The 21,845-nt window shown below is 43.4% G+C and carries 22 protein-coding genes; 10 read left to right on the top strand and 12 right to left on the bottom strand.

Features of this window, described 5'->3' with window-relative positions; genetic code table 11:
* Positions 1-276: 276 nt before the first annotated feature.
* From AAFN85_RS17960 to AAFN85_RS17945, 4 genes are all read right to left on the bottom strand, one after another.
* Positions 277-966, bottom strand: coding sequence for a helix-turn-helix domain-containing protein (locus AAFN85_RS17960; RefSeq protein WP_347528990.1), 690 nt, complete (start codon positions 964-966; stop codon positions 277-279).
* A gap of 204 nt (positions 967-1,170) precedes the next feature.
* Positions 1,171-1,356, bottom strand: coding sequence for a hypothetical protein (locus tag AAFN85_RS17955; RefSeq protein WP_347528989.1), 186 nt, complete (start codon positions 1,354-1,356; stop codon positions 1,171-1,173).
* Between the two features lie 310 nt (positions 1,357-1,666).
* Positions 1,667-2,692 (bottom strand): tetratricopeptide repeat protein, encoded by a 1,026-nt coding sequence (locus tag AAFN85_RS17950; protein ID WP_347528988.1) that lies wholly within the window; start codon positions 2,690-2,692, stop codon positions 1,667-1,669.
* A 43-nt stretch (positions 2,693-2,735) separates the two neighbouring features.
* On the bottom strand, positions 2,736-3,713 hold the full coding sequence (locus AAFN85_RS17945; protein WP_347528987.1) for a tetratricopeptide repeat protein: 978 nt from the start codon (positions 3,711-3,713) through the stop codon (positions 2,736-2,738).
* Positions 3,714-3,824: 111 nt separating this feature from the next.
* On the opposite strand from AAFN85_RS17945, the gene AAFN85_RS17940 reads away from it, so the two are divergent.
* The 3 genes from AAFN85_RS17940 (at position 3,825) to AAFN85_RS17930 (ending at position 6,577) form a co-directional block, all read left to right on the top strand.
* The gene (locus AAFN85_RS17940) at positions 3,825-5,036 is read left to right on the top strand and encodes a serine hydrolase domain-containing protein (protein WP_347528986.1); all 1,212 of its coding nucleotides are present in this window, start codon (positions 3,825-3,827) and stop codon (positions 5,034-5,036) included.
* A 209-nt stretch (positions 5,037-5,245) separates the two neighbouring features.
* Positions 5,246-5,560: a YbaB/EbfC family nucleoid-associated protein gene (locus AAFN85_RS17935; RefSeq protein ID WP_347528985.1), complete on the top strand. Its 315-nt coding sequence runs from the start codon at positions 5,246-5,248 to the stop codon at positions 5,558-5,560.
* Positions 5,561-5,899: 339 nt separating this feature from the next.
* Complete coding sequence (locus AAFN85_RS17930) at positions 5,900-6,577, top strand: metal-dependent hydrolase (RefSeq protein ID WP_347528984.1); 678 nt, start codon at positions 5,900-5,902, stop codon at positions 6,575-6,577.
* 298 nt (positions 6,578-6,875) lie between these two features.
* On the opposite strand, the gene AAFN85_RS17925 is transcribed toward AAFN85_RS17930, so the two are convergent.
* The 7 genes from AAFN85_RS17925 to AAFN85_RS17895 all read right to left on the bottom strand — a co-directional run bounded on the left by AAFN85_RS17925 (position 6,876) and on the right by AAFN85_RS17895 (position 14,899).
* On the bottom strand, positions 6,876-7,061 hold the full coding sequence (locus AAFN85_RS17925) for a hypothetical protein (protein ID WP_347528983.1): 186 nt from the start codon (positions 7,059-7,061) through the stop codon (positions 6,876-6,878).
* 73 nt (positions 7,062-7,134) lie between these two features.
* Positions 7,135-8,397 (bottom strand): glucose-1-phosphate adenylyltransferase, encoded by a 1,263-nt coding sequence (locus AAFN85_RS17920; RefSeq protein ID WP_347528982.1) that lies wholly within the window; start codon positions 8,395-8,397, stop codon positions 7,135-7,137.
* Positions 8,394-9,818, bottom strand: coding sequence for a glycogen/starch synthase (locus AAFN85_RS17915; RefSeq protein ID WP_347528981.1), 1,425 nt, complete (start codon positions 9,816-9,818; stop codon positions 8,394-8,396). Before AAFN85_RS17915 ends, AAFN85_RS17920 begins: the two co-directional genes overlap by 4 nt.
* 429 nt (positions 9,819-10,247) lie before the next feature.
* On the bottom strand, positions 10,248-13,055 hold the full coding sequence (gene polA, locus AAFN85_RS17910; RefSeq protein WP_347528980.1) for a DNA polymerase I: 2,808 nt from the start codon (positions 13,053-13,055) through the stop codon (positions 10,248-10,250).
* A gap of 240 nt (positions 13,056-13,295) precedes the next feature.
* Complete coding sequence (locus AAFN85_RS17905) at positions 13,296-13,859, bottom strand: DNA-3-methyladenine glycosylase I (RefSeq protein WP_347528979.1); 564 nt, start codon at positions 13,857-13,859, stop codon at positions 13,296-13,298.
* Positions 13,859-14,458 carry a biopolymer transporter ExbD gene (locus AAFN85_RS17900; RefSeq protein WP_347528978.1) on the bottom strand — a complete coding sequence of 200 codons (600 nt, stop codon included), beginning with the start codon at positions 14,456-14,458 and terminating at the stop codon, positions 13,859-13,861. Before AAFN85_RS17900 ends, AAFN85_RS17905 begins: the two co-directional genes overlap by 1 nt.
* Positions 14,459-14,551: 93 nt before the next feature.
* Positions 14,552-14,899, bottom strand: a complete 348-nt coding sequence (locus tag AAFN85_RS17895) for a carboxymuconolactone decarboxylase family protein (protein ID WP_347528977.1) — start codon at positions 14,897-14,899, stop codon at positions 14,552-14,554.
* 102 nt (positions 14,900-15,001) lie between these two features.
* Between AAFN85_RS17895 and AAFN85_RS17890 the strand changes: the two genes are divergently transcribed.
* From AAFN85_RS17890 to AAFN85_RS17875, 4 genes are all read left to right on the top strand, one after another.
* Positions 15,002-15,382 (top strand): VOC family protein, encoded by a 381-nt coding sequence (locus AAFN85_RS17890; RefSeq protein ID WP_347528976.1) that lies wholly within the window; start codon positions 15,002-15,004, stop codon positions 15,380-15,382.
* Between the two features lie 110 nt (positions 15,383-15,492).
* Positions 15,493-15,855, top strand: a complete 363-nt coding sequence (locus AAFN85_RS17885) for a VOC family protein (protein ID WP_347528975.1) — start codon at positions 15,493-15,495, stop codon at positions 15,853-15,855.
* A gap of 255 nt (positions 15,856-16,110) precedes the next feature.
* Complete coding sequence (locus AAFN85_RS17880; protein ID WP_347528974.1) at positions 16,111-16,530, top strand: cobalamin B12-binding domain-containing protein; 420 nt, start codon at positions 16,111-16,113, stop codon at positions 16,528-16,530.
* A gap of 6 nt (positions 16,531-16,536) precedes the next feature.
* The gene (locus tag AAFN85_RS17875; protein WP_347528973.1) at positions 16,537-17,319 is read left to right on the top strand and encodes an enoyl-CoA hydratase-related protein; all 783 of its coding nucleotides are present in this window, start codon (positions 16,537-16,539) and stop codon (positions 17,317-17,319) included.
* A 159-nt stretch (positions 17,320-17,478) separates the two neighbouring features.
* Here AAFN85_RS17875 and AAFN85_RS17870 read toward each other — a convergent pair whose 3' ends face one another.
* Complete coding sequence (locus tag AAFN85_RS17870) at positions 17,479-18,690, bottom strand: alkaline phosphatase family protein (RefSeq protein WP_347528972.1); 1,212 nt, start codon at positions 18,688-18,690, stop codon at positions 17,479-17,481.
* A 710-nt stretch (positions 18,691-19,400) separates the two neighbouring features.
* Between AAFN85_RS17870 and AAFN85_RS17865 the strand changes: the two genes are divergently transcribed.
* The 3 genes from AAFN85_RS17865 (at position 19,401) to AAFN85_RS17855 (ending at position 21,827) form a co-directional block, all read left to right on the top strand.
* Positions 19,401-20,003, top strand: coding sequence for a hypothetical protein (locus AAFN85_RS17865; protein WP_347528971.1), 603 nt, complete (start codon positions 19,401-19,403; stop codon positions 20,001-20,003).
* Between the two features lie 176 nt (positions 20,004-20,179).
* Positions 20,180-21,625 carry a sigma-54 dependent transcriptional regulator gene (locus tag AAFN85_RS17860; RefSeq protein WP_347528970.1) on the top strand — a complete coding sequence of 482 codons (1,446 nt, stop codon included), beginning with the start codon at positions 20,180-20,182 and terminating at the stop codon, positions 21,623-21,625.
* Between the two features lies 1 nt (position 21,626).
* Positions 21,627-21,827, top strand: a complete 201-nt coding sequence (locus AAFN85_RS17855) for a hypothetical protein (RefSeq protein ID WP_347528969.1) — start codon at positions 21,627-21,629, stop codon at positions 21,825-21,827.
* Positions 21,828-21,845 lie beyond the last annotated feature (18 nt).

Here is a 21,845-nt window from a genome sequence, read left to right as displayed (position 1 = left end):
GCGCAAATAATAGCATTGCAGATGACATTTTTGCGTACCTGATTATCAACGCGTTATAGACTTATCAATGGCAGCTTGTCGAAGGGTCGCGCGCAGAGGCCCTGCCCGCCATGCTTCGACAAGCTCAGCATGACACCCATTTTTAAACATCTCATAGATATTACGAAGTAATCACGGCTTTTATATACTTCCAAACAACTTCTTAGTAGACTTACGAAGTTTTTGAAACTTCGTAAGTCTTAAACGGCTCAATTAAATTTTTATACTGAAGCTGCCTCATCGGCTCTTTCTACCCGATATATAGTTCAACTTCTCTTTCGCGCTGTCCAGCATCTGCTCGTCATAACCATTTTCATCAATAATTTCGGCAAGTTGGTAGCTGTAGTATTCTTTTTTAATTACCGGATAGCTGATGTATAGCTCCTTTGACAAAATTTTCAACTTATCAGGATTAATAGATGCTTTGCCGCATTCTATCCGGCTTAGCTGACTGCGATCGACAGTTATTTTTTGCGCGAAGTTTTCCTGACTGATGTTTAGCTCTTCGCGGTGCTTTTTGATAAAAGCACCAAAGTGCGCGTGTGGTTCTAAAAGTTCATCGCCTGTGCTATTATTTTTTTGCAGGGGAGGCGCGCTAACAGATGGCGTTTGCAAGCCGAACGAACTCCCGCCAAAAACGGCCGAAAGATCGGCGATCATCTGGGTAAACCAGCTTTGATCAATATGGTACGTAATGTGGCCGCGTTGCCCTCCCATTTGTATAATGCCAAGGGTGCGTAATTCGCCTATATGTTTGGTTACCGTAGCCTGGTTGGTATCGGCAAAAAACAGGTCGTCTTTATTTACGTTGAAGCCTTTTTCAACAATAAACCTTATGATCTGTACCCTGATGGGCAAAGCTAAAGCGCGGGCAAAATCAGCCAGCTTTACATCGTTTTCGTTAATACTGTACTTAAAGGTTTTCATTTTTGCAGGATGAAAAATGCCGTATAACCAGATATAACGCCTGCCGGCAAGCGCGAGGCATTGGGTGTAATAAAATTAAAATTGTGAGTTTGAGATCTATCGGCATGCTAAACCTATCAGGTTTGCAAAGCCTTAATTGCAGGTATAACTATACCTGGCAATTGGCCGGATCAATTAGATAAACGGGAAAGAAGAAAAGAAGGATCAGATCTTTAGATTGCCGAGCGAGACGACAAGGTCGCGGGAGTATAATTGCTTAAAATAAACAACCAAAGGAAGGTTATAGCCCCATTTATTATTGAAGCCGATAAACAGGCAACTTAAAATAATGATAGCGCAAAAAGTACCCGGCGTTTTAACATCGTGCGATATTACGCGCGGTCTCGACATAAAATTACCCGCCGGGTGCTTTGATTTTTTTTGAGATTGTGTTGGGCCACTTTGCACCGTTGCGTTCCCTTTATGGAGGGACACAGGTAAATGACCAAATTTAGGGCACCTGGTTACATAGCAGCACGAAAAAAATAGATACACCAGAGATATCAAAAATATCAATGATTTATACCTGGTGTATTTTAAATGCATGGAGGTTATTAGGGGCTATTTGATGTTTTGTTTATACAAACACAAATTTACCCCAAAGGTATTAGGCCATTATAATGTTAATGTTACCAAAGCATTAAGCAGGCCTAATTTCTATCTAAAACTCCCGTTTGGTATTGGCTAACCAACTATCAAGTGCGGTTAGTTTATTTTCGTTTTCTTTAAACCATTTAACATTCTCATCCTGCTTGGCGGCCAATGCTACCAAATGTGCAAATGCTTCCATGTTTTCACTTTCAGCAAGTTTCTTAAAATAATCGGCAAAGTAGTGGTTAAAAAATGTGGCGTCACCTTTATCGCCATACAATGTTGATCCTATTTTAAAAACTTCGGTAAGCTGTAACTTAAGCGAATCGGTGGCTGTAAGTCCTTTTTTATCAGATGTGGCATTTACTATTGCAAGTGGCAACATCAGGTTGCCCGATTTAAGATCTGATTCGGCGATATTGATGTTGATACTTTTCTCGCCCGTTTTTTTGATCCCGTAATTTAAAATCCCCTGGATCTTATTATAAGCCTCTATAGATCGTTGGGTTTGTGGCTCTTTCATTATAAAGCTGCACCAGGCCAACAGGGCACAACCCCGCTTTTGCAGGGCGGCCAGGGTCATGGCATAAATACGGTGACTGCTGGCATGTTTGGGATCGAGTTTGATAGCGGTAGCGGCGTAGCCCTCCGCTTCGGCAACCTGTCCTTCGCGGTAAAGCGTAATAGCAATATTAAAATACAGGCGCTGATATTCCGGATCTAATTTGATCCCCTTGCGGTAATATTCAATCGCTTTGGCGGTTTGCTTATCATCGTCATAAATACTGCCCAGCATATCATAAGCACCACCCGCATTAGGGTTTAGTACTAAAACTTTCTCGAGGTAGGGGATAGCATCTTTTTCTTTGCCCGAACTAAACAAGGTATAACCAATTTCATAGTATGCGTTGGCATATTCCGGGTTAAGCTTTATCGCTTCTTTATATTTTTCAATAGCCTCGTCGTACTTACCGGCATCGTTAAGGGTAATACCGGCATCAACCAGGTCTTTGGCTTCATTTTTTTGTTGCGCGTAAGTTGTCGAGGCAAAAAATAGGGCTACAAATAGCAGCAGGATATTGTGATAGGTTTTCATGCTGAAATTTACAAAACCTGTTTGGCAAAATGCAAGGCCTCAACTAAAATTTTCTTTCGGTTGCAGCTATCCAATCCTCCAATTGCTTGCGCTTATCCGCATTATCCTGCAGCCATTGGGCCGAGGTTGTTTTATCGGCACTTAATCCTATCAGTTTAACGGCGGTTGGGAAATGTTCCGTTTGAGATAGCTTGTAAAAAAAGGCCACGTAATAATTCCAGAAAAAACTTTGCCTACCGGGCTTTTGGCCAAGCTTGCCCACACTTGTAAAAATATTTTTTAACTGGGTTTCGAGGTTGCCTCCGGCTGTGGCTACAGATGCGCCCAACGTTTTGTTGAGCAGCAAAGTTTCGGCATCGGCTTTACCTGCTTTCAGGTCGCCGCCTTTTAATAAACTTTGCAGGTTGGTATAAGCTTCATCAGCGCGCGGGCCATCAGGATCAAGCAATAAAAAGTTACATAAGCCCATTAGGGCCGGTACCCGTTTGTTTTGATGAAAAGTTACCAGGCCATACAAACGCTGGCTATTGGCATGTTTCGGGTCGAGTTTAATCGCCTCAATAGCGGCCGCTTCGGCCTCTGCATATTTTTGCGCGCGGAAATAAGCTATACCTAAATTGAAAAATAAAGGCTGATAATCGGGCTTGAGTTTAATGCCTTCTTTATAGGCATCAATGGCTTGTTGGGGTTGATGGCCGGCATCATAAATACTGCCCAAAAGTTCGTAAGCAGGGCCGGTTAAAGTGCCGTTAGTTTTAATTACCGTTTTTAAATACGGAATACCTTCGCTCCCTTTTCCGGCGGCGTTGAGGGTAAATGCCATTTGGTAATTGGCCTGGGCATTATCGGGCTCGGCGGTAATGGCTTGTTTGTATTTTTCAATAGCACCGGCATAATCCTGCTGGCCATTAAGCTTGATGCCTTCTTTTACAATACTGTTAACATCGGCGTTTTGAGCATACACACCCATTGAAAAACAGATGGCGAAACCGGTGAACAAAAGTTTTTTAAACAAATCCATACTTAAAAACGCGTTAGATATGCTAAACAACATAAAATTTTAAAACTTTAATCGTTAGCTGATGTATAATTTCTAATTTTCGCAATCGTTTTAGCGTGAGATATTGATTTTATGAGATTAGTGTATAAAAGCCTTGTAGTTTTTACTGCCCCCCTGTTACTGTTAACCTGTTCATCCAATACTAAAGATAAAAATAAAGCGGCCGATGTGATACCTGCGAAGCCGCTTGATACTACCGCGCTTTTGGCCTATAACCCAAAACAAGCCGATAAAAAGATCGACGCTGTAATGCAGGAACTGCACCGCACCCGTGGCTTTAACGGCAACGTGCTGGTGGCCAAAAATGGCAAAATAGTTTATGAAAACGCTATTGGCTGGGCCGATTACCTGCACCGAGACAGCCTGAAAATTGGTAGTCAGTTTGAGCTGGCCTCGGTTACCAAAACCATGACATCAACAGCTATTTTGCAATTGATGGAGCGCGGTAAACTGAAGCTTGATGATAACGTAAAAAAGTTTTTTCCGGATTTTCCGTACGATGGCATAACCATCCGCCTGCTGCTTACGCACCGATCGGGCCTGATGAACTATGTTTATTTTATTGATGATATTTATCGTAAAGAACACCTTGACCAACGCAAAGGCCTTACCAACGCCGATGCGATGAAAATTATTGCCGAACGCAAACCCGCACGCTATATAGCGCCTGATAAAAAGTTTCATTACAACAACTCCAACTTTATGGTGCTGGGGGCTATTATTGAAAAGGCAAGTGGCATGAGTTACGCGCAGTACATGCAAGAGAACGTTTTCAAGCCATCGAGCATGAGCCATACCCATGTATATTCAAAAGCTGTGTATGAAAAAATCCCGGTAGATGTTGTGGGTCATGATCGCGGCCAGTGGCGGTACTCGGTAGTGCAAAACTTTTTGGATGGCCCTGTAGGTGATAAAGGAATCTACAGCACCGTAGGCGACCTCTTTTTATACGACCGCGCCTTACGTGCCGGACTGCTACTGAAAAAAGCCACGCTCGATTCGGCCTACGTACCACGTAACCCAATGTTACACGGTCACTTTAGCTACGGCTACGGCTGGCGTACATTTACTGCCCCAGGCCAGGAAGTAATTTACCACACCGGCTGGTGGCATGGCTTCAGGCACATTTACCTGCGCGATATGAAGGAAGATGTAGTTGTTGTGCTGTTAACTAACTTAGCTAACGGTAGTCTATTAAAACTCGACGACCTGTTTAAAGCAGCTGGCATGCCTATTGTGCGTAAAAGTGCTTATAAGGGAAATGGGGATACCAGTGATGATTAGTGGTTTGGTGAGTTGTTGATTGGGTTGATTAGGTGAGTGGTTGGATTGAAGAATAGTTTATTAGGCCGCTTAAGTGAATGGTTTTACTGTAGATGCTTATGGCTTAATAATCTTGTTAGCTACCCACCCAATCAATTTAATCAATCGCTCGCTTAAACCCAACCACTCACCCAATAAACCCAATCAACTACTCACAAAAAAATAAAGACATGTTTGATAAATTAATGGAAGCCCAGCAAAAGGCTGGCGAAATGAAAAAACGCCTTGATGCCATCAGCGTATCGGGGAGTGCCGAGGGCGGCAAAATTGTAGTTAATGCTAACGCGAACAAAGTAGTACAATCTGTACAGATAGACCCTGTTTTTTTGGCCGATGCCGATAAAGAGGAACTGGAAGAACTTTTGGTAGTAGCCATTAACAAAGCCATGGAACAAGCCGAAAATGTAAGCCAAAGTGAAATGGCCGCCATGACACAGAGCATGTTTGGCGGAATGGGCGGTTTAGGCAATTTGTTTGGCAAATAACCCCTGAAGGGAAAACAATAGTTCAAGTTTGTCCTGCGTCCTTTGCCGAGAGACTTGAGAGGAGGAAAAATATATGTCATTGCGAGCGTAGCGTGGCAATCGCATACTATACAGGGCGGCTATGCTTCTGTGCGATTGCCGCGCTACGCTCGCAATGACATACTTATACGGCAATTAAGATTAAGTCGTGTCTCACAACCACGTTTTTGGGTTAAAATCACCCATTATAAATAAAATCTATTTGCTGTTTAAACATCAATTTGTAACATTTATACCTTCAAACTAAATGTTTGCTATTAGTGTTTTAACTTTGATCAGCTTACATAAAACCACTTTCTTATGAAAACTACGTTCTACGGCCAATCGGCCCTTATGATTGAAGCAAGCGGAAAAAAACTGCTTTTTGATCCTTTTATATCTCCCAACCCATTAGCTAAAGATATCGATATCCACAGCCTGAAGCCAGATTACATCCTGGTATCGCACGGTCACGGTGATCACGTTGCCGACTTGCTGGAAATTGCCAAAAGCAGCGGCGCAAAAGTAATTTGTATTGCTGAGATTGCCGGATGGTTGGGCAGTAAAGGAATTGAAAATGTACACGGCATGAATATTGGCGGTGGATTTAACTTCGATTTCGGTCGTGTTAAAATGGTGAACGCGGTGCATTCAAGTACATTGCCAGATGGTTCGCCGGGTGGTAATCCTGCAGGCTTCCTAATTTTTTCTGAGGGCAAAGTGGTTTATTTTGCCGGAGATACCGCGCTTACTTATGATATGAAATTATTGGCTGATGATAACCTTGATTGGGCTATTTTACCTATCGGCGATAACTATACGATGGGTGCGGATGATGCGATCAAAGCCGCGGCCTTTATCAATTGTAAAAACATTGTTGGGGTGCATTATGATTCGTTCCCGGTAATTGTGATTGATAAAGATGAGGTAGCTGAAAAGTTTGTTAAAGCCGGCTTAAATTTGAAATTGCCTGCTATTGGTGAGACTATCGAGTTGTAGCCTCATAGTATAACCCAACACGTCATCAAGTTAAGGGAATCTCCCAGAGGGAGAATAGCTTTGTAGTAAAATGTTCAGCTTGATTAGCCGTGCCAGAGGTACGGAACGTCGGCGTTGTGTACCTCTGGCACAACTAAAACTTGACCTATTTCATTTCTACAAACCTTTTGCACATCTGGTGCAGCTAAGCAAATCTCTTAACTTAATGGGATTGCGATGACTACTTCATGAGGAATGCTTTACAAACAAAAACAGCCCCGGCATTTGCCAGGGCTGTTTTGTTTAATACCATCACAACTTATTTCCCCATCTTCATGGTGTCTTTCTTGGTGGTATCTTTTTTCATTTTTTTCATCTTCTTCGTTTTCTTTTTAGTGGTGTCAGTTTGGATTACACCTTTTGCAGGCGTTACAATTGTACCATGAGCGAAAACGCTTCCGAACGAGATCGCTGCCAGGGCGATCATACAAAGTGCCTTTTTCATAATTGTTTATGTTTTAAATAGTTTGTACTATCTATAACAAGTTAACTATGAATTGTTTCTATTTTATTTTTTATTAAATAACTGTACCACTTGGTATTATTGCACGCTTTTTCACAACTACAATACCATCTTGCACAGTATGTGTACCATAATCTCCATCTTCCAGCTTTTCACCGCAGTTAATGATCACGTCATCGCCTATGTAAGTATTTTTATCGATGATGGCGTTTTTGATATGGCAGTTGTTACCGATACCCATAATTGGCGAAGCGCTTTCTTTCAGCTCGGCAATTTGCTCAAGAGTTTGATAGTTATCGCTACCCATTACATAGCAGTTTTCGATAATGGTACCGGTGCCTATACGTGTACGAACGCCGATAATGGAGTGCGTAACTTCTTTAGCGCTGATGATACAACCATCGGCAATGATAGAACTTTCGAGCGTTGTGCCCGAGATCTTCGACGGCGGCAGCATGCGCGCGCGGGTGTAAATCGGATTTTTATCAAACAGGTTGAATTTCGGGATATCATCCGTTAAGCCCAGATTGGCCTCAAAAAACGACGGGATAGTACCGATATCTGTCCAGTAGCCTTCATATTGGTAACTGGCTACGCGGTGGCCTTCGATAGATTGCGGGATAATCTCTTTACCAAAATCGGTACGTTCGTTACCTTCCAGCAAATCATAAAGCAGTTTACGGTTAAAGATGTAAATACCCATCGAAGCCAAATACACACGACCTTCAGCTTCCATCTCCGGACTAACCTCTGATGCCCAGCTCTCGAAATTGCTTTTAGGCTTTTCGATAAACGAGGTGATCATGTTGTTCTCATCCGTTTTCAGGATCCCAAACCCAGGAACATCGGCAGCATCAACCGGGATGGTCGCTATCGAAATTTCGGCATTGGTTTCGATGTGATGGTTGATCATGTCCTCAAAATCCATCTGGTACAGCTGGTCGCCTGAAAGGATCAGCACATACTCAAACTCATGCACGGCTAAATGGTGCAAGCTTTGCCTAACCGCATCGGCAGTACCCTGAAACCAGGTTACGTTTGATGGCGTTTGCTCAGCTGCGAGGATATCAACAAAAGCATCACTGAAGCTGCTGAAGTGATAGGTGTTTTTGATGTGTTTGTTTAACGATGCCGAGTTAAACTGCGTAAGCACATAAATACGAGTAATACCCGAGTGCAGACAGTTTGAAATAGGAATATCCACCAAACGATATTTACCCCCTATCGGCACTGCCGGCTTTGACCGCGTTGCGGTAAGCGGTGATAAGCGGCTGCCCTGGCCGCCACCGAGCACAATGGAAATTACTTTAGATGTCATATAATTGGATTTAAGCTTTTGTACAGATCGATATATTCTTGAGTTGACCGCGTCCACGAAAAATCGAGCGCCATCATTAGTTTGCGTAATTGCTGCATTTTTGCAGTGTCTTTATAAAGTTGCTTTGCCCTGAAAACAGAGTGGCAAATATCCTGCACACTATCCTGTACAAAACGGATGCCGTAACCACCTTCGTCACCAAAATCAATTACAGAATCTTTTAAGCCGCCTGTAGCACGCACTATGGGCATGGTACCATAGCGCAGCGCATAAAGCTGGTTAAGACCGCAAGGTTCAACACGCGATGGCATCAGCAGGAAATCGGCCCCGGCATAAATTTGATGTGCCAACGATTCGTCGTAGCCTATAAACACGGCACAATGTTCGGCGTATTTGTTTTTTAGTTTGAGCAGTTCAAGCTCGGTTTCTTTATCGCCAGTACCTAATATCAGGAAGTTTATCTCGCCTTCATTTTCAAGCAAGCTCCGTTCGATGGCCTCGGCAAGCAGGTCCGCACCTTTTTCAATCACCAATCTGCCAATGAATGTGAACAGCGGCTTATTCGGGTCTAACTCGAAGCGTTGGCAAAGTACCTCTTTGTTAGCCTGTTTACCTTTCGCCAATGTACGCGCGGTAAACTTGGCGGCTATCATCGGGTCGGTTTGGGGGTTCCAAACTTCGGTATCAATGCCGTTCATAATGCCCGTGCCTTTTCCCCGCTCAATGTAAAACAGGTATTCCAACCCGTTCGAGTTGTAGGTAAGCTCTTCCAAATAACTTGGCGACACCGTGGTGTAACGCCAGCTGGTTTTAACTGCAGCCGCTAATGGGTTAATACCGCCGGCCCAATCAAGCAAACCGGTTTTGGTCAAGTCGATCTCTGGTAATAAAGAAAGCTTCTCCCAGCCAAATGCACCGTGGTATTGCCCGTTGTGTATGGTAAATACAGTAGGTACATTAGCCAAACGGGTATATAGTTTTGAATGATACAGCAGGAAGGGTACTAAACCGGTATGGTGATCATGGCAATGGATCAGATCGGGTGTTTGTTGCGAGTAGCTGATCCAATCTAAAAATGCCAGTTGGTAGGCTATAAATTGTTCGCGCTCGTCGGGATAGCTGTAAATATTTTCCCTATCCAACAGGCCCGGAATTTTGATCAGATAAAGTTCAAAACCCAGCTTGTTGGTTTTTTCTTTCAACACTTCGAAGAAATAACGCTTATTGCTGAGCAAAGTTGCCGCAGCGAATACGGTTTCAAACTCGTTCTCCTGGGTAAACTTTCGGTCGTAAAAAGGCAGTACAACAGCAGCCTGCAAACCTGCAAGATTCTGGTACTTAGGCAATGCGCCAACAACATCGCCCAGGCCGCCAACTTTGGCAACAGGGTAACATTCGGCACTCAAATGGTATATTTTCATCCGGCTTTTATTGGCTCAATTTAAGGAAAGATTACCAAAAGAGAAACCTGCGAGAATTAATATAGTTTTGAAAAATTTAGAATAAGAGTGCTGAAAGTTTGGTATTTATTAGAGGGTATGATTGTGATTTTGATAGGGGAAAGGCACTTTTCAAATTCCCTCCCTTGGGAGGGGTGTGCGGGGTTGTGTAGTGGCAGGGAGGGGTTTCGTCGCGATGCTGATAGATATGCATAGCGACGAAACCCCTCCCTACACCCTCCCGGGGGAGGGAATCGCAAAAGCCCGCCCTCAGTTTGTTTATCGTTTGAAACGAGGCAAGATAAAAAAATGTCATTGCGAGCGCAGCGTGGCAACCGCACGGAAGCGTAGCCGCCCTGTATAGTATGCGATTGCTTCGTACCTCGCAATGACATTTTAAATATTAGAGGCTTAATGCGCCTCCAACCAATTCACGCCGGTACCAATCTCTACCATAATAGGCACTTCGGTTTTAATGGCCGTTTTCATGTTGTGCATAATGATTGGTTTAACGATCTCTATCTCGTTGTTAGGAACGTCGAACACCAACTCGTCATGTACTTGCATGGTCATGCGGGAAGCCAGGTTTTGGGCTTTAAATTCTTTGTGGATATTGATCATCGCTATCTTGATCATATCTGCGGCCGAACCCTGTATCGGCGCATTAATAGCATTTCGTTCGGCAAAACCACGAACGGTGGCATTGGCCGAATTGATATCGCGCAAATAACGGCGGCGGCCCATCAGCGTACATACGTACCCGTTTTCGCGGGCGAAGTTCATGGTATCGCTCATGTATTGTTTTATGCCTGCAAACTGCACAAAATATTGTTCGATGATATCGGCAGCTTCTTTACGCGGGATGCCGAGGCTTTGCGATAAACCAAAAGCCGATTGACCGTAGATGATACCGAAGTTAACCGCTTTGGCATTACGGCGCTGGTCGCTGGTTACCTGGTCGAGGGCCACGCCGTAAACATTAGCTGCAGTAGCTGTGTGGATATCGAGGTTATCAACAAAAGCCTGCATCATATTAGGGTCTTTACTGATCTCGGCAATGATGCGCAGCTCTATCTGCGAATAATCGGCAGATACGATAGTATGGTCGTTATCCCTTGGGATAAATGCCTTACGCACCTCACGGCCCCTCTCGGTACGGATAGGAATATTTTGCAGGTTAGGATTAACACTGCTTAACCTGCCTGTAGCGGCCACGGCCTGATTATATGAAGTATGCACCCTGCCGGTTTTAGGATTTACCATTTGCGGTAAAGCATCAACATAGGTTGATTTTAATTTTTGCAACTGGCGGAAATCCAAAATATCACGCACAATATCGCTTTTCGCAGCTAATGAAAGCAGCACATCTTCGCCGGTTTGATACTGACCGGTTTTGGTTTTTTTAGCTTTTGGATCGAGCATTAGTTTCTCAAACAACACCTCGCCCAATTGCTTTGGCGATGCGATGTTGAATTTTACACCGGCCTTTTCATAAACCGTTTTTTCAAACTGGGCTATATCGGTTTCCAGCTGTTTACTGAAATCGCGCAGGGTATCATGATCTATTTTTACACCCTCGTACTCCATATCGGCCAGTACGTAAATAAGCGGGTGCTCAATTTCGTTCACCAATTTTTCGCCTTCAACCTCTTTCAGTTTCGGTTCGAAAACAGTTTTAAGTTGTAGGGTGATATCGGCATCCTCGGCGGCGTATTCTTTGATCTTTTCAATTTCCACATCGCGCATGGTACCCTGGTTTTTTCCTTTAGGGCCAATAAGTTCGGTGATGGAAACAGGTTTGTAACCCAGATAATTTTCTGATAGGATATCCATATTATGGCGGGTATCCGGATCAAGGATATAGTGGGCCAGCATGGTATCAAACAGGGTACCTTTTACTTCAATGTTGTACCATTTCAGCATCAGCACATCGAACTTTATGTTTTGCCCTATTTTGCCGATGCTTTCGTTTTCAAGTACCGCTTTAAATTCGGTAACGATGCTTAACGCCTCAGCCTGATTGGCAGGAACGGGGATATACCAGCCCTCGCCCGGTTTAACAGAGAAGGATAGGCCTACCAGCTCGCAATTGTTAGGATCGGTGCCGGTGGTTTCGGTATCGAAACAGAAAGTTTCTTGCTCTGATAATATTTTGATAAGCGCGGCACGGCTTTCAACCGTATCAGCCAAATGATATTCGTGAGGGGTATTGTTGATGTTTTTAGCGGCTATGGTAATATCCTCGCGGATATCTTCCACATCAACAGCCAGGGTGGCGCGACCGGCGGCGGTCGGGTTGCTAAACATATCGATCTGGGTACCGGCCGGCTTAAGTTCGGTGATACTGAAATCATCCCCAAATACACGCCTGCCCAAAGTGCGGAACTCCAATTCGGCAAAAAGCGGCTCTAACAATTCTTTGCTTGGGGCACAAACTTCCAGTCCTTCTTCATCCAACTCAACAGGAACATTCAGCAATATGGTAGCAAGCTTTTTCGACATCAAGCCCTGATCTTTAAAGTTATCAACGTTTTCGCGTTGCTTGCCTTTAAGTTCATGGCTGTGCTCAAAAATATTCTCCATCGAGCCATACTGCTTGATGAGTGCTTTGGCTGTTTTTTCGCCAATGCCGGGGATGCCAGGGATGCCGTCTACAGCATCACCCCATAAACCTAAAATATCAATTACCTGGTGAACGTGTTCAATTTCCCATTTGGCCAATATCTCCTTAACACCTTGTATTTCCATTTCGTTACCCATACGGGCAGGTTTGTAAATGAAAATATTATCAGATACCAGTTGACCAAAATCTTTATCCGGCGTCATACAGTAAACGGTGTAGCCTTTTTGCTCGGCTTTTTTTGCCAGGGTACCTATGATATCGTCAGCCTCATAACCATCCGAAGTGATTACCGGGATATTAAAGCCTAATATGATCTTGATAACGTAAGGTAGGGCTTTAGCCAGATCTTCGGGCATAGCTTCGCGGTGGGCTTTGTAGCCCTCAAAATCCATATGGCGTTCTGTAGGTGCATCGGTATCAAAAACTACCGCCATGTGGGTGGGGGCCTCTTTTTTCAAAACATCCAGCAGGGTATTGGTAAACCCCATCATTGCCGAGGTGTTTAACCCGTTTGATGTAAAGCGGGGTGTTTTACTTAAAGCAAAATGCGCCCGGTAAATAAGGGCCATGCCATCCAATAGAAATAGTTTTTTCATCTTTTTATGATTTCATTGATTGGTTTTTATGTGATTTCACTGATTGGTTTGATTTCACTGATTAGAAAAGTGATAAATGAACCCTTGAGCGAATTGATAAATTAACTGATCAATGCGATTTTCTGGTTCCAAAAATACGATTAATGTTGACGAATAATCATCGCCTCTTCGCTAAAAACAGGGATGGCTAAACGTCAAAAAGAATCGGTGAAATCAAACCAATCAGTGAAATCAAAAAAATCACTTAAAACTACAAGTCGGAATATGGTCATTCACCATACCGGTAGCCTGCATAAAGGCGTAACAAATGGTAGTTCCAAAAAACTTAAAGCCACGCTTTTTCATATCCTTAGCAATCGCATCCGACTCGGGGCTGGTAGCCGGAGTAGCGTTTGAATGGTTCATGATTGCTTTACCATTCGGCATAAAACTGTACAGGTATTTATCAAACGAACCAAATTCCTTTTGTATGCCGATAAATAGCTGCGCGTTGGTGATTGACGTCTTTATTTTAAGTCTGTTACGGATAATGCCTTCATCCTGCATCAAACGGTCGGCATCCTCTTCCGTAAATGCCGCTACTTTTTGCACATCAAAATTTGCAAACGCGTTACGGTATGCTTCGCGGCGGCGTAATATGGTTATCCAGCTAAGGCCGGCCTGTGCCGATTCGAGGATGAGGAATTGAAAAAATGTTTCATCGTCATGAACTTCTTTTCCCCATTCTTCATCGTGGTATTTGATGTATAACTCATCGGTACCGGGCCAGCGGCAACGGGTTAAATTGTCTGTTTGATTGCTCATTATATCTGCTTTTTATAGGAATAGATGATTGAAAATTTATTGATTTTTTGCTGCGCCAGCATTGCTATTACATTTTTGATCTCAGGGTATGGGGTGGTAGCATCGGCCATTATAAAAATATGCGACCATATGCCATACTTATCAAACGTCACCTTGCGCGATATTTTTATCCATTCGGCCAATTCATCGGATGTTAACCCTGGCTGATTGTAATAATCAGCAGCATTATAATAGCCTGAAATATATTTTTTCATTGTTACCAGAGGTGTTCCGATCACATCTGTTTCGCCAAATTTGCTTTCCTCTGCTTGTGTAAATTGGGTATCGTGCCTGGCGCCTATTTGTTTTAATGTAACCTCGCGAATATCCGCGGCCTCAAGTTCTAACATTAATTTATTCTGACCGATGAGTATGGTCGTAGCATAGCCGTCGGGGTCAGCAGTATTAAAATATGATCCTATTGGCAAATTGATAGCTATTGGATAACGGATAGCCGGCCGACCGCAGAGGATGAGGAATGCCAAAACGATTAACAACAAGTTAAACATCGGGAACATATCGATATCGAAATGCTTTCCGCGGGATTTAGATTTATACATATGTGAAAGGTTAAGTAACGAATTAAACAGCATCGTTATAAGGACAAAATCCTAAAATAGCTGATTACTCCTTATAACGATGCTGCCTTACACTTATTTCACTTCGTTCAACTCATCCCAATATTCAACGGCACGACGATAATGCGGAATAACTATTGAGCCACCCACCAAATTGGCGATCATAAAGATCTCGTTCATTTCATCATGATTAACACCGGCCTCGTGGCATTTGCCCAAGTGGTATTTGATACAATCATCGCAACGCAAAACCATACTGGCAACCAGGCCAAGCATTTCTTTGGTTTTAACATCCAGCGCGCCATCTGCATAACTGGTGGTATCGAGTGCGAAAAAACGTTTGATATTAGTGTTGGCTGTTTCCATGATCCTGTCGTTCATTTTGGTACGATAGGCATCAAATTCTTCTACAAGTTTTCCCATGGGATGTTGAATAAATATTAAGCTAATAAAGCTAAATTAATTAGCATTTTAAAATATTGATGATTATTTTTATCGGCGTAAATCAAATTTTACGCCCCTATTATGGAAAGCCTTTCGCCCAATATTTTTGTAAGCAACATGACCGAAACCCTCAGCTTTTACCAGCTATTGGGGTTTAAAACCGTTATGAGCGTACCCGAAACCGGTGCCGACCTGGTTTGGGCCATGATGACCAATGGCAACGTAACCATGATGTTCCAAACCTACGAAAGCCTAGCCGAAGAGCTACCAGAGATACACCGTACTGATGGCGGCTCGTTGCTGCTATACATCAACCTGAAAAACATTCGTGGCTTTTTTGATGAGATCAAGGATAAAGTAACGGTACTAAAAGGCCTCGAAGCAACTTTTTATGGCGCTACCGAGTTTTCGATCAAAGATAATAACGGCTACGTGCTTACTTTTGCTGAGCACGAGGCTTAATAAAATCGTCATTGCGAGGCACGAAGCAATCGCGAGCTATACAGAGCGGATATACTTCCGTGCGATTGCTTCGTACCTCGCAATGACGCCTTAAATTAGAATAGGGTTTTATGATCAACTTTAAACGCGCCGATCATATCCAGGTATGCGTTCCGTTGGAGCGACTGGAGGAGGCAAGAATTTTTTATACGGATGTTGTAGGACTGAAACGCATTGAGCGCCCTGCTTTCAACTCGAAAGGCTATTGGTTTCAAATAACCGATATCCAGTTGCATTTAAGTACTGAAGAAGCTTTGCCGCGCTCATCGCGCCATACCGCTTTTGAGGTTGAGGATATTGCCGAAGCCCGTCGGCATTTAGAAAGTTTTGGTGTTGAGTTTTGGGAAGAGCCGGTAATTCCGGGGCGCACACGGTTTTCATTTATTGATCCGTTTGGGAATAGGATGGAATTGTTGCAGTTTACGGGGGAATAAATTCAAAAAACTTCTTTCTATAAGTCATTATAAGGCACGAAGCAATCGCAGACTATATAGGTAGGATATGCTTCCGTGCGGTCGCCGCGCTTCGCTCGCAATGTGTGTGTTCACACAACGTCGAGTATTATAACGGACCAATAAATAGGTTTTTATTTCTTTACTTAACCTTTGCGCCTTAGTGTCTTTGCGCGAAACATCAATCTACTTCCATAATTTTCTTATTACATTTACAAAAACCAATAAGGGTTATACATGAGTAATACCTTTAACCGCCCAATCCGTGTTTTAGTTGCTAAAGTAGGCCTCGACGGGCACGACCGCGGTGCGCGTATCATAGCCACCTCGCTGCGTGATGCCGGCATGGAAGTAATTTACACCGGATTGCGCCAAACCCCCGAAATGGTGGTGAACACCGCCCTGCAGGAAGATGTGGATGCCATTGGTATCTCCATCCTCTCTGGCGCGCACATGACGGTTTTTCCGCGCATCATCAACCTCATTAAAGAAAAACAAATGGATGATGTGCTGCTTACCGGTGGAGGTATTATTCCGCATGATGATATGCTGGAACTGCAAAAACTTGGTGTAGGCGAACTTTTTCCGCCAGGTACCAGCACCCAGGATATTGTAAAGTATATTACCGGATGGGTTCATGAACACCGCAATTTTTAACCACCTATGGAATTTCAAAATCTGCTCATAACCAATAAAGGACGCATTCAATACATCACCATTAACCGCGAAAGCAAACTCAACGCCCTCAATAAAGCAACCCTTGCCGAACTGCATGCCGCTTTTACCGAAGCTTTTAATAATAAAGAAGTAGGTGGTATAATCATCACCGGTGCCGGGCCAAAAGCATTTGTAGCAGGTGCTGATATCAGCGAATTTGCCGACCTTGATATTGAGGGAGGAAAACAACTTTCCCGCACCGGCCATTCTGAAGTTTTTGATGTGATAGCCAACGGAAATAAACCCGTGATAGCCGCTGTTAACGGTTTCGCTTTAGGCGGGGGCCTGGAATTGGCCATGGCCTGCCACATCCGTATAGCATCTGATAATGCCAAAATGGGCCTGCCCGAAGTTACTTTGGGCCTGATGCCCGGCTATGGCGGTACCCAGCGCTTAAACCAATTAGTAGGCAAAGGCAAAGCCCTCGAAATGATCCTTACCGCTGATATGATCACCGCTGCCGAAGCCCTGCAATATGGCCTGGTTACTCATGTAGTTACTGCCGATGAGCTGCTTCCTAAAGCCGAAGAGATCTTAAGTAAAATACTTACCCGTGCACCTTTGGCAATTGCCGCCGCCATCCGTTGTGTTAATGCTGCCTACACTGATGGTGTAAATGGCTACGAAACCGAAATTGAAGAATTTGGTAAAAGCTTCGGTACTAAAGATTTTAAAGAGGGAGTGGCCGCGTTTTTGGAGAAAAGGAAAGCGGATTTTAAGGGGGAGTAGATTTCTGCACGAATGCTATTCAAGTTGGCGATAATTAAATCGAATTACACGAATTAAAAACATGTCATTGCGAGGTACGAAGCAATCGCACGGAGGCAGAGCCACCCTGTATAGTTCGCGATTGCTTCGTACCTCGCAATGACGTAGTGGTTATTCTTCCTACCAATACTTCTTATCCACCAACCAAATAGCCAGATCTTTATTGTTTTTAAAATAAGAAACTTCCGGCATTTTACCCGCGTTCAAAATAATAACCGGCACTTTCAATTCGTACACCGAACCATGGCTGCGGTATGTTTCCGGCAGATCCTCTTCGGCCTGTGTTTCCAAATCGCCAAAAACTGTGGTCGAATCACCAAGCACAACCAAATCCCCAATACGATTTGGAGGAAGGTGATATTTGGAGGCGGCTTGTTTGCGGGTTAACACGTTTTCAACGCCTTTTATTTTCTGAAGGGCGGTAATAACTGTTGATTGATCGGCCGGAGTATTTAAGTACACATAAGCCGCACCGCCAAAACCGCGGTGGTGTTTTACGTATTTATCCTTCTCGGGGCTTAGCGCCAGTTTAATTTTAACGTTTTGCTGCAGCAACATTTTTTGAAGATCAATACAGCGGCTTTTATGGTTCACATCATGATCGGCTGTGATCAGGATGGTTGCGTCCGGCGCAGTTTCGTTGATCTGTTTTAACAGGGCATCAATATTTTGTAGGTGCTGTATGGAATTACTATCCGTTGGTGCCCAGGTATGCATGGGGTAATCGGTAGTGTGGATATACAGGCACCTGATATCCGGACGATTTTTAAGCAGGTAAATACCCGCTTTCATCGACCAGTAGTTTATTTCCCTGCTATAAATGCTTGCTGGTGTTCCAATTTTATTTATCCACGAAGTATCCGCGGTTTCGGGCGATACTACGATATCGGTACCACGACATAGCAAGGTGGTACTTTTCTTTTTGCTGGAGATCAATGCCGATTTAATGCCATCAGCTTTTAACTTTTCGAATATAGTTGGAGCAAGTACCAGTCTTTTATCTTCCATGTATTCTTCCTGGCCTTTATCGTTCAGGAAAAAATTACCGCTTATGCCGTTAACCTCGGGGAAAGTACCCGTGCAAATAGATGTGTTGTTGGCATTGGTAACCGTAGGCATCAACGCATCAACCTGTTTAACAAAATTTTTGGCTACCATACCTTTTAACCAGGGCATAGGCGCGCTATTAAAATAACTCATGCCGAAGCCATCCATCATAATGATCACCACCCGCTTGCCTCCATTAAATTTTTCGGAAGCTGTTTGGGCTTTGCCGATAAGAGCGGTTGATAAAAGGAAAAGTAGTGATAAATAGCGCGCAGGGGTTTTCATGATCATATTTTTGAGGTTAAAAGTATCGGGTGGAGGTCCTTTTGCAAAGGGGAGTGGATAAGTTAATGTAATGATGATTTTTATTTAACTTTAAGAATAGAGCGTCGGCCAGCGTTAGGGATTGCAGTGGAAAGCCCACAGCGCGCGTTGAGAATGAGCGAGGGAAAAGCAAGGACTTGGAACGTAAAGCCCGGCCCGTTGGCTAACGGGAACGCCCATATTTCTGAACCGCCGATTTTTTGATTACGTTGATTTTGTCTGAACTCGAATTTGGGGGGGGGGATTTTTGGATTCACAGAATGCTAAGCAAATTCAATAAATTCACATAATTCCCCCCAAATTCGAGTTCAGACAAGCACCAAGCAAAATCCTATAAATCCCCCAAATCCCGGTTCAGACAACCTAATTACTTCCCAAAGATCACATCCCCTTTTTTAACCCTAACCTGCATTTACCCCAATTTCACGCAGATTTCATCTAAAATCACCCCAAAAACCTATGTTAAGCCAATGTTAAATGTGACAGAAAAAAAGCAATTCATAATCCGTTTGACAATCTCCTGACTATCGAACCCATCGGGTCAAAAAATAAATTATTATCAATCAATCGATTAAATACTCGTGACTTTCGGATGAAAAATCGGATTTAATTTCTGTTGTTACTTTGCCATGTGTTCAAAACAACAACATTTAAAGAGCACAACAATAGTTATGAAAAATTTATTCAAAATTTCAGCATTAGCCCTTGCATTTGCAGGCTTATCATTCGGTGCAAAAGCACAAACATCTACACCTACTACCCCTTCTACATCAACTACTACTACTAAAAGCGGTATCCGCTATAGCATCGGTGTTGACGCCGGTATCCCTTTGGGCGATTTTAAAGACAACTACAAATGGAATTTAGGTGGTTCGGTACAGGCTGATATCCCGGTTCTTTCAAACAAATTATTTGTTACTGTTAACGCAGGTTACAACAACATTTTTGGTAAAAAAGATATCGGTGGTGTACAAGGCCTTGACCAAACAGATTTCCACCTGATCCCTGTTAAAGCTGGTTTAAAATTCTTCCCTATCGATAATTTCTACGTACAAGGTGAAGCAGGTGCAGCGTTTTTGTTAAACAAATCTGACGTTGGCGCTAACAAATCAACCGCTTTTGTTTACGCTCCGCAAATTGGTGTTCAGTTCCCGGTAAGTGCAAGCAGCTTTATTGATGCTGGTATCCGTTACGAAGCAACTACCAAATATGCAACTGGTGTTGATGCAAGCAAAGTGAACTTTATTGGTTTACGTGTAGCGTACGGCTTTTAATTATATGGCCCTACATATACCTTATTAAAAAAGGGGAACCCGCAAGGTTCCCCTTTTTTATTATTGCTATTTTTTAGTAGACCCGAACCCTATTATTAATTAAATCGTATAAATTAGCGCATTGTTTGTATTTTAACAGCAAACAATACATTTACCGCTTACAATAATTGCCAAATATGAAGAGGATCCTCATCATTGATGATGAAGTTAATGTAGCGTTATTGCTATCGAAGTTTTTAACGCGTAATGGGTTTGACGTAAGTACCGCATCCAGCGGTACCGGAGGGATGGAAGCGCTTAAAAACGGCGAATTTCAATTGGTGCTGTGCGATTTCAGGCTGGAAGATACTGATGGCCGCGAAATGCTGCGCAATATCAAGCTACAATATCCTAAAACCGGCGTTATTATTATTACCGGCTACTCGGACATAAAAATGGCCGTTGAGCTGATCAAAATGGGGGCTTATGATTATATCACCAAGCCGCTATATCCCGACGAAATATTAAATACTATAAATAAAGCTTTCGAAACCCACCACGCCCTGGTTGAGGTTGATGAAGAGCCACAGGCGGCAATAGTACCAGAAAAATCAAAAGTTAAAGATCCTAAAAAAACTGTTTTCGCCGCCGAATTTGTTACCGGTACCAGCAAGGCATCAAAAGAACTGGCCCGCCAGATAGAACTGGTGGCCCCTACCAACTACAGTGTTATTATTTTAGGCGAGAGCGGTACAGGTAAAGAGTCGGTTGCTAAAAGCATCCACTTAAATAGCCCGCGCCATAACCAGCCGTTTATTGCGATGGACTGCGGTTCGCTTACAAAAGAACTTGCCGCAAGCGAATTTTTCGGTCACGAAAAAGGTTCATTTACCGGCGCTTTATATACCAAAATTGGTCACTTTGAAATGGCTAATGGTGGTACCTTGTTTTTGGATGAGGTAGGTAACTTATCATACGAGATCCAGGCGGCCCTGTTACGTACCGTGCAGGAACGTAAAGTGAAAAGGATAGGTAGCACCAAGGAGATAGATCTGGATGTACGCATAATTATTGCTACCAATGAGAACCTGCAGGAGGGTATCCAGAAAGGCCGTTTCCGCGAGGATCTTTACCACCGTTTTAACGAATTTAGTATTTACATGCCGCCCCTTCGCGATCGCGGTCACGATATTATATTACTGGCCGAGCATTTTTTACGGAGTGCCAACCAGGAGCTTGGTCGTAATGTAGAGTCATTATCGCAGGAAGTTGTTGACTGCTTTATGAACTACCGCTGGCAGGGTAACATCCGCGAGTTGAAAAACGTGATGCGCCGTGCTACTCTGCTAACCGAAGGCAATGAGATCACATTGAAAGCCTTACCGCTTGAAATGTCGACCTATAAATTATCGTACGAACCGGTATCATACAGCAGTAACAACGGTCACCATGTAACACATGCCGAAGTTCCTGAAGTTAAAGAACCCCGCCACGATCTGAAAAACGCCGCGCTTGAGGCCGAGTATGAAACAATTATCCGCGTGCTGAGGGAAGTTAATTTTAACAAAACCAAAGCTGCCGAGATCCTGAACATCGACCGTAAAACGCTTTACAATAAAATGAAGGCCATTAACCTGAAATAATATGGCAGGTGATGAAAAAAATGATGCCGAGGCTTTACGCAAGCTTCGGCATGATATTAAAAACCAGCTCTCGAACATCGTATTGGCGCTTGAGCAACTACGGTACGAGATCCCAAATCCATCGACAGATGTTTTATTTTATATAGACACAATAAACATCAGCTCGACCCGGATAAACACCCTGCTTAAAGAAACCGAATAAAAGCGTTGAATTAATACC

Source organism: Mucilaginibacter sp. CAU 1740 (assembly GCF_039839285.1).
Classification (GTDB): Bacteria; Bacteroidota; Bacteroidia; order Sphingobacteriales; family Sphingobacteriaceae; genus Mucilaginibacter.
This window is presented reverse-complemented; position numbering and strand designations above follow the sequence as displayed.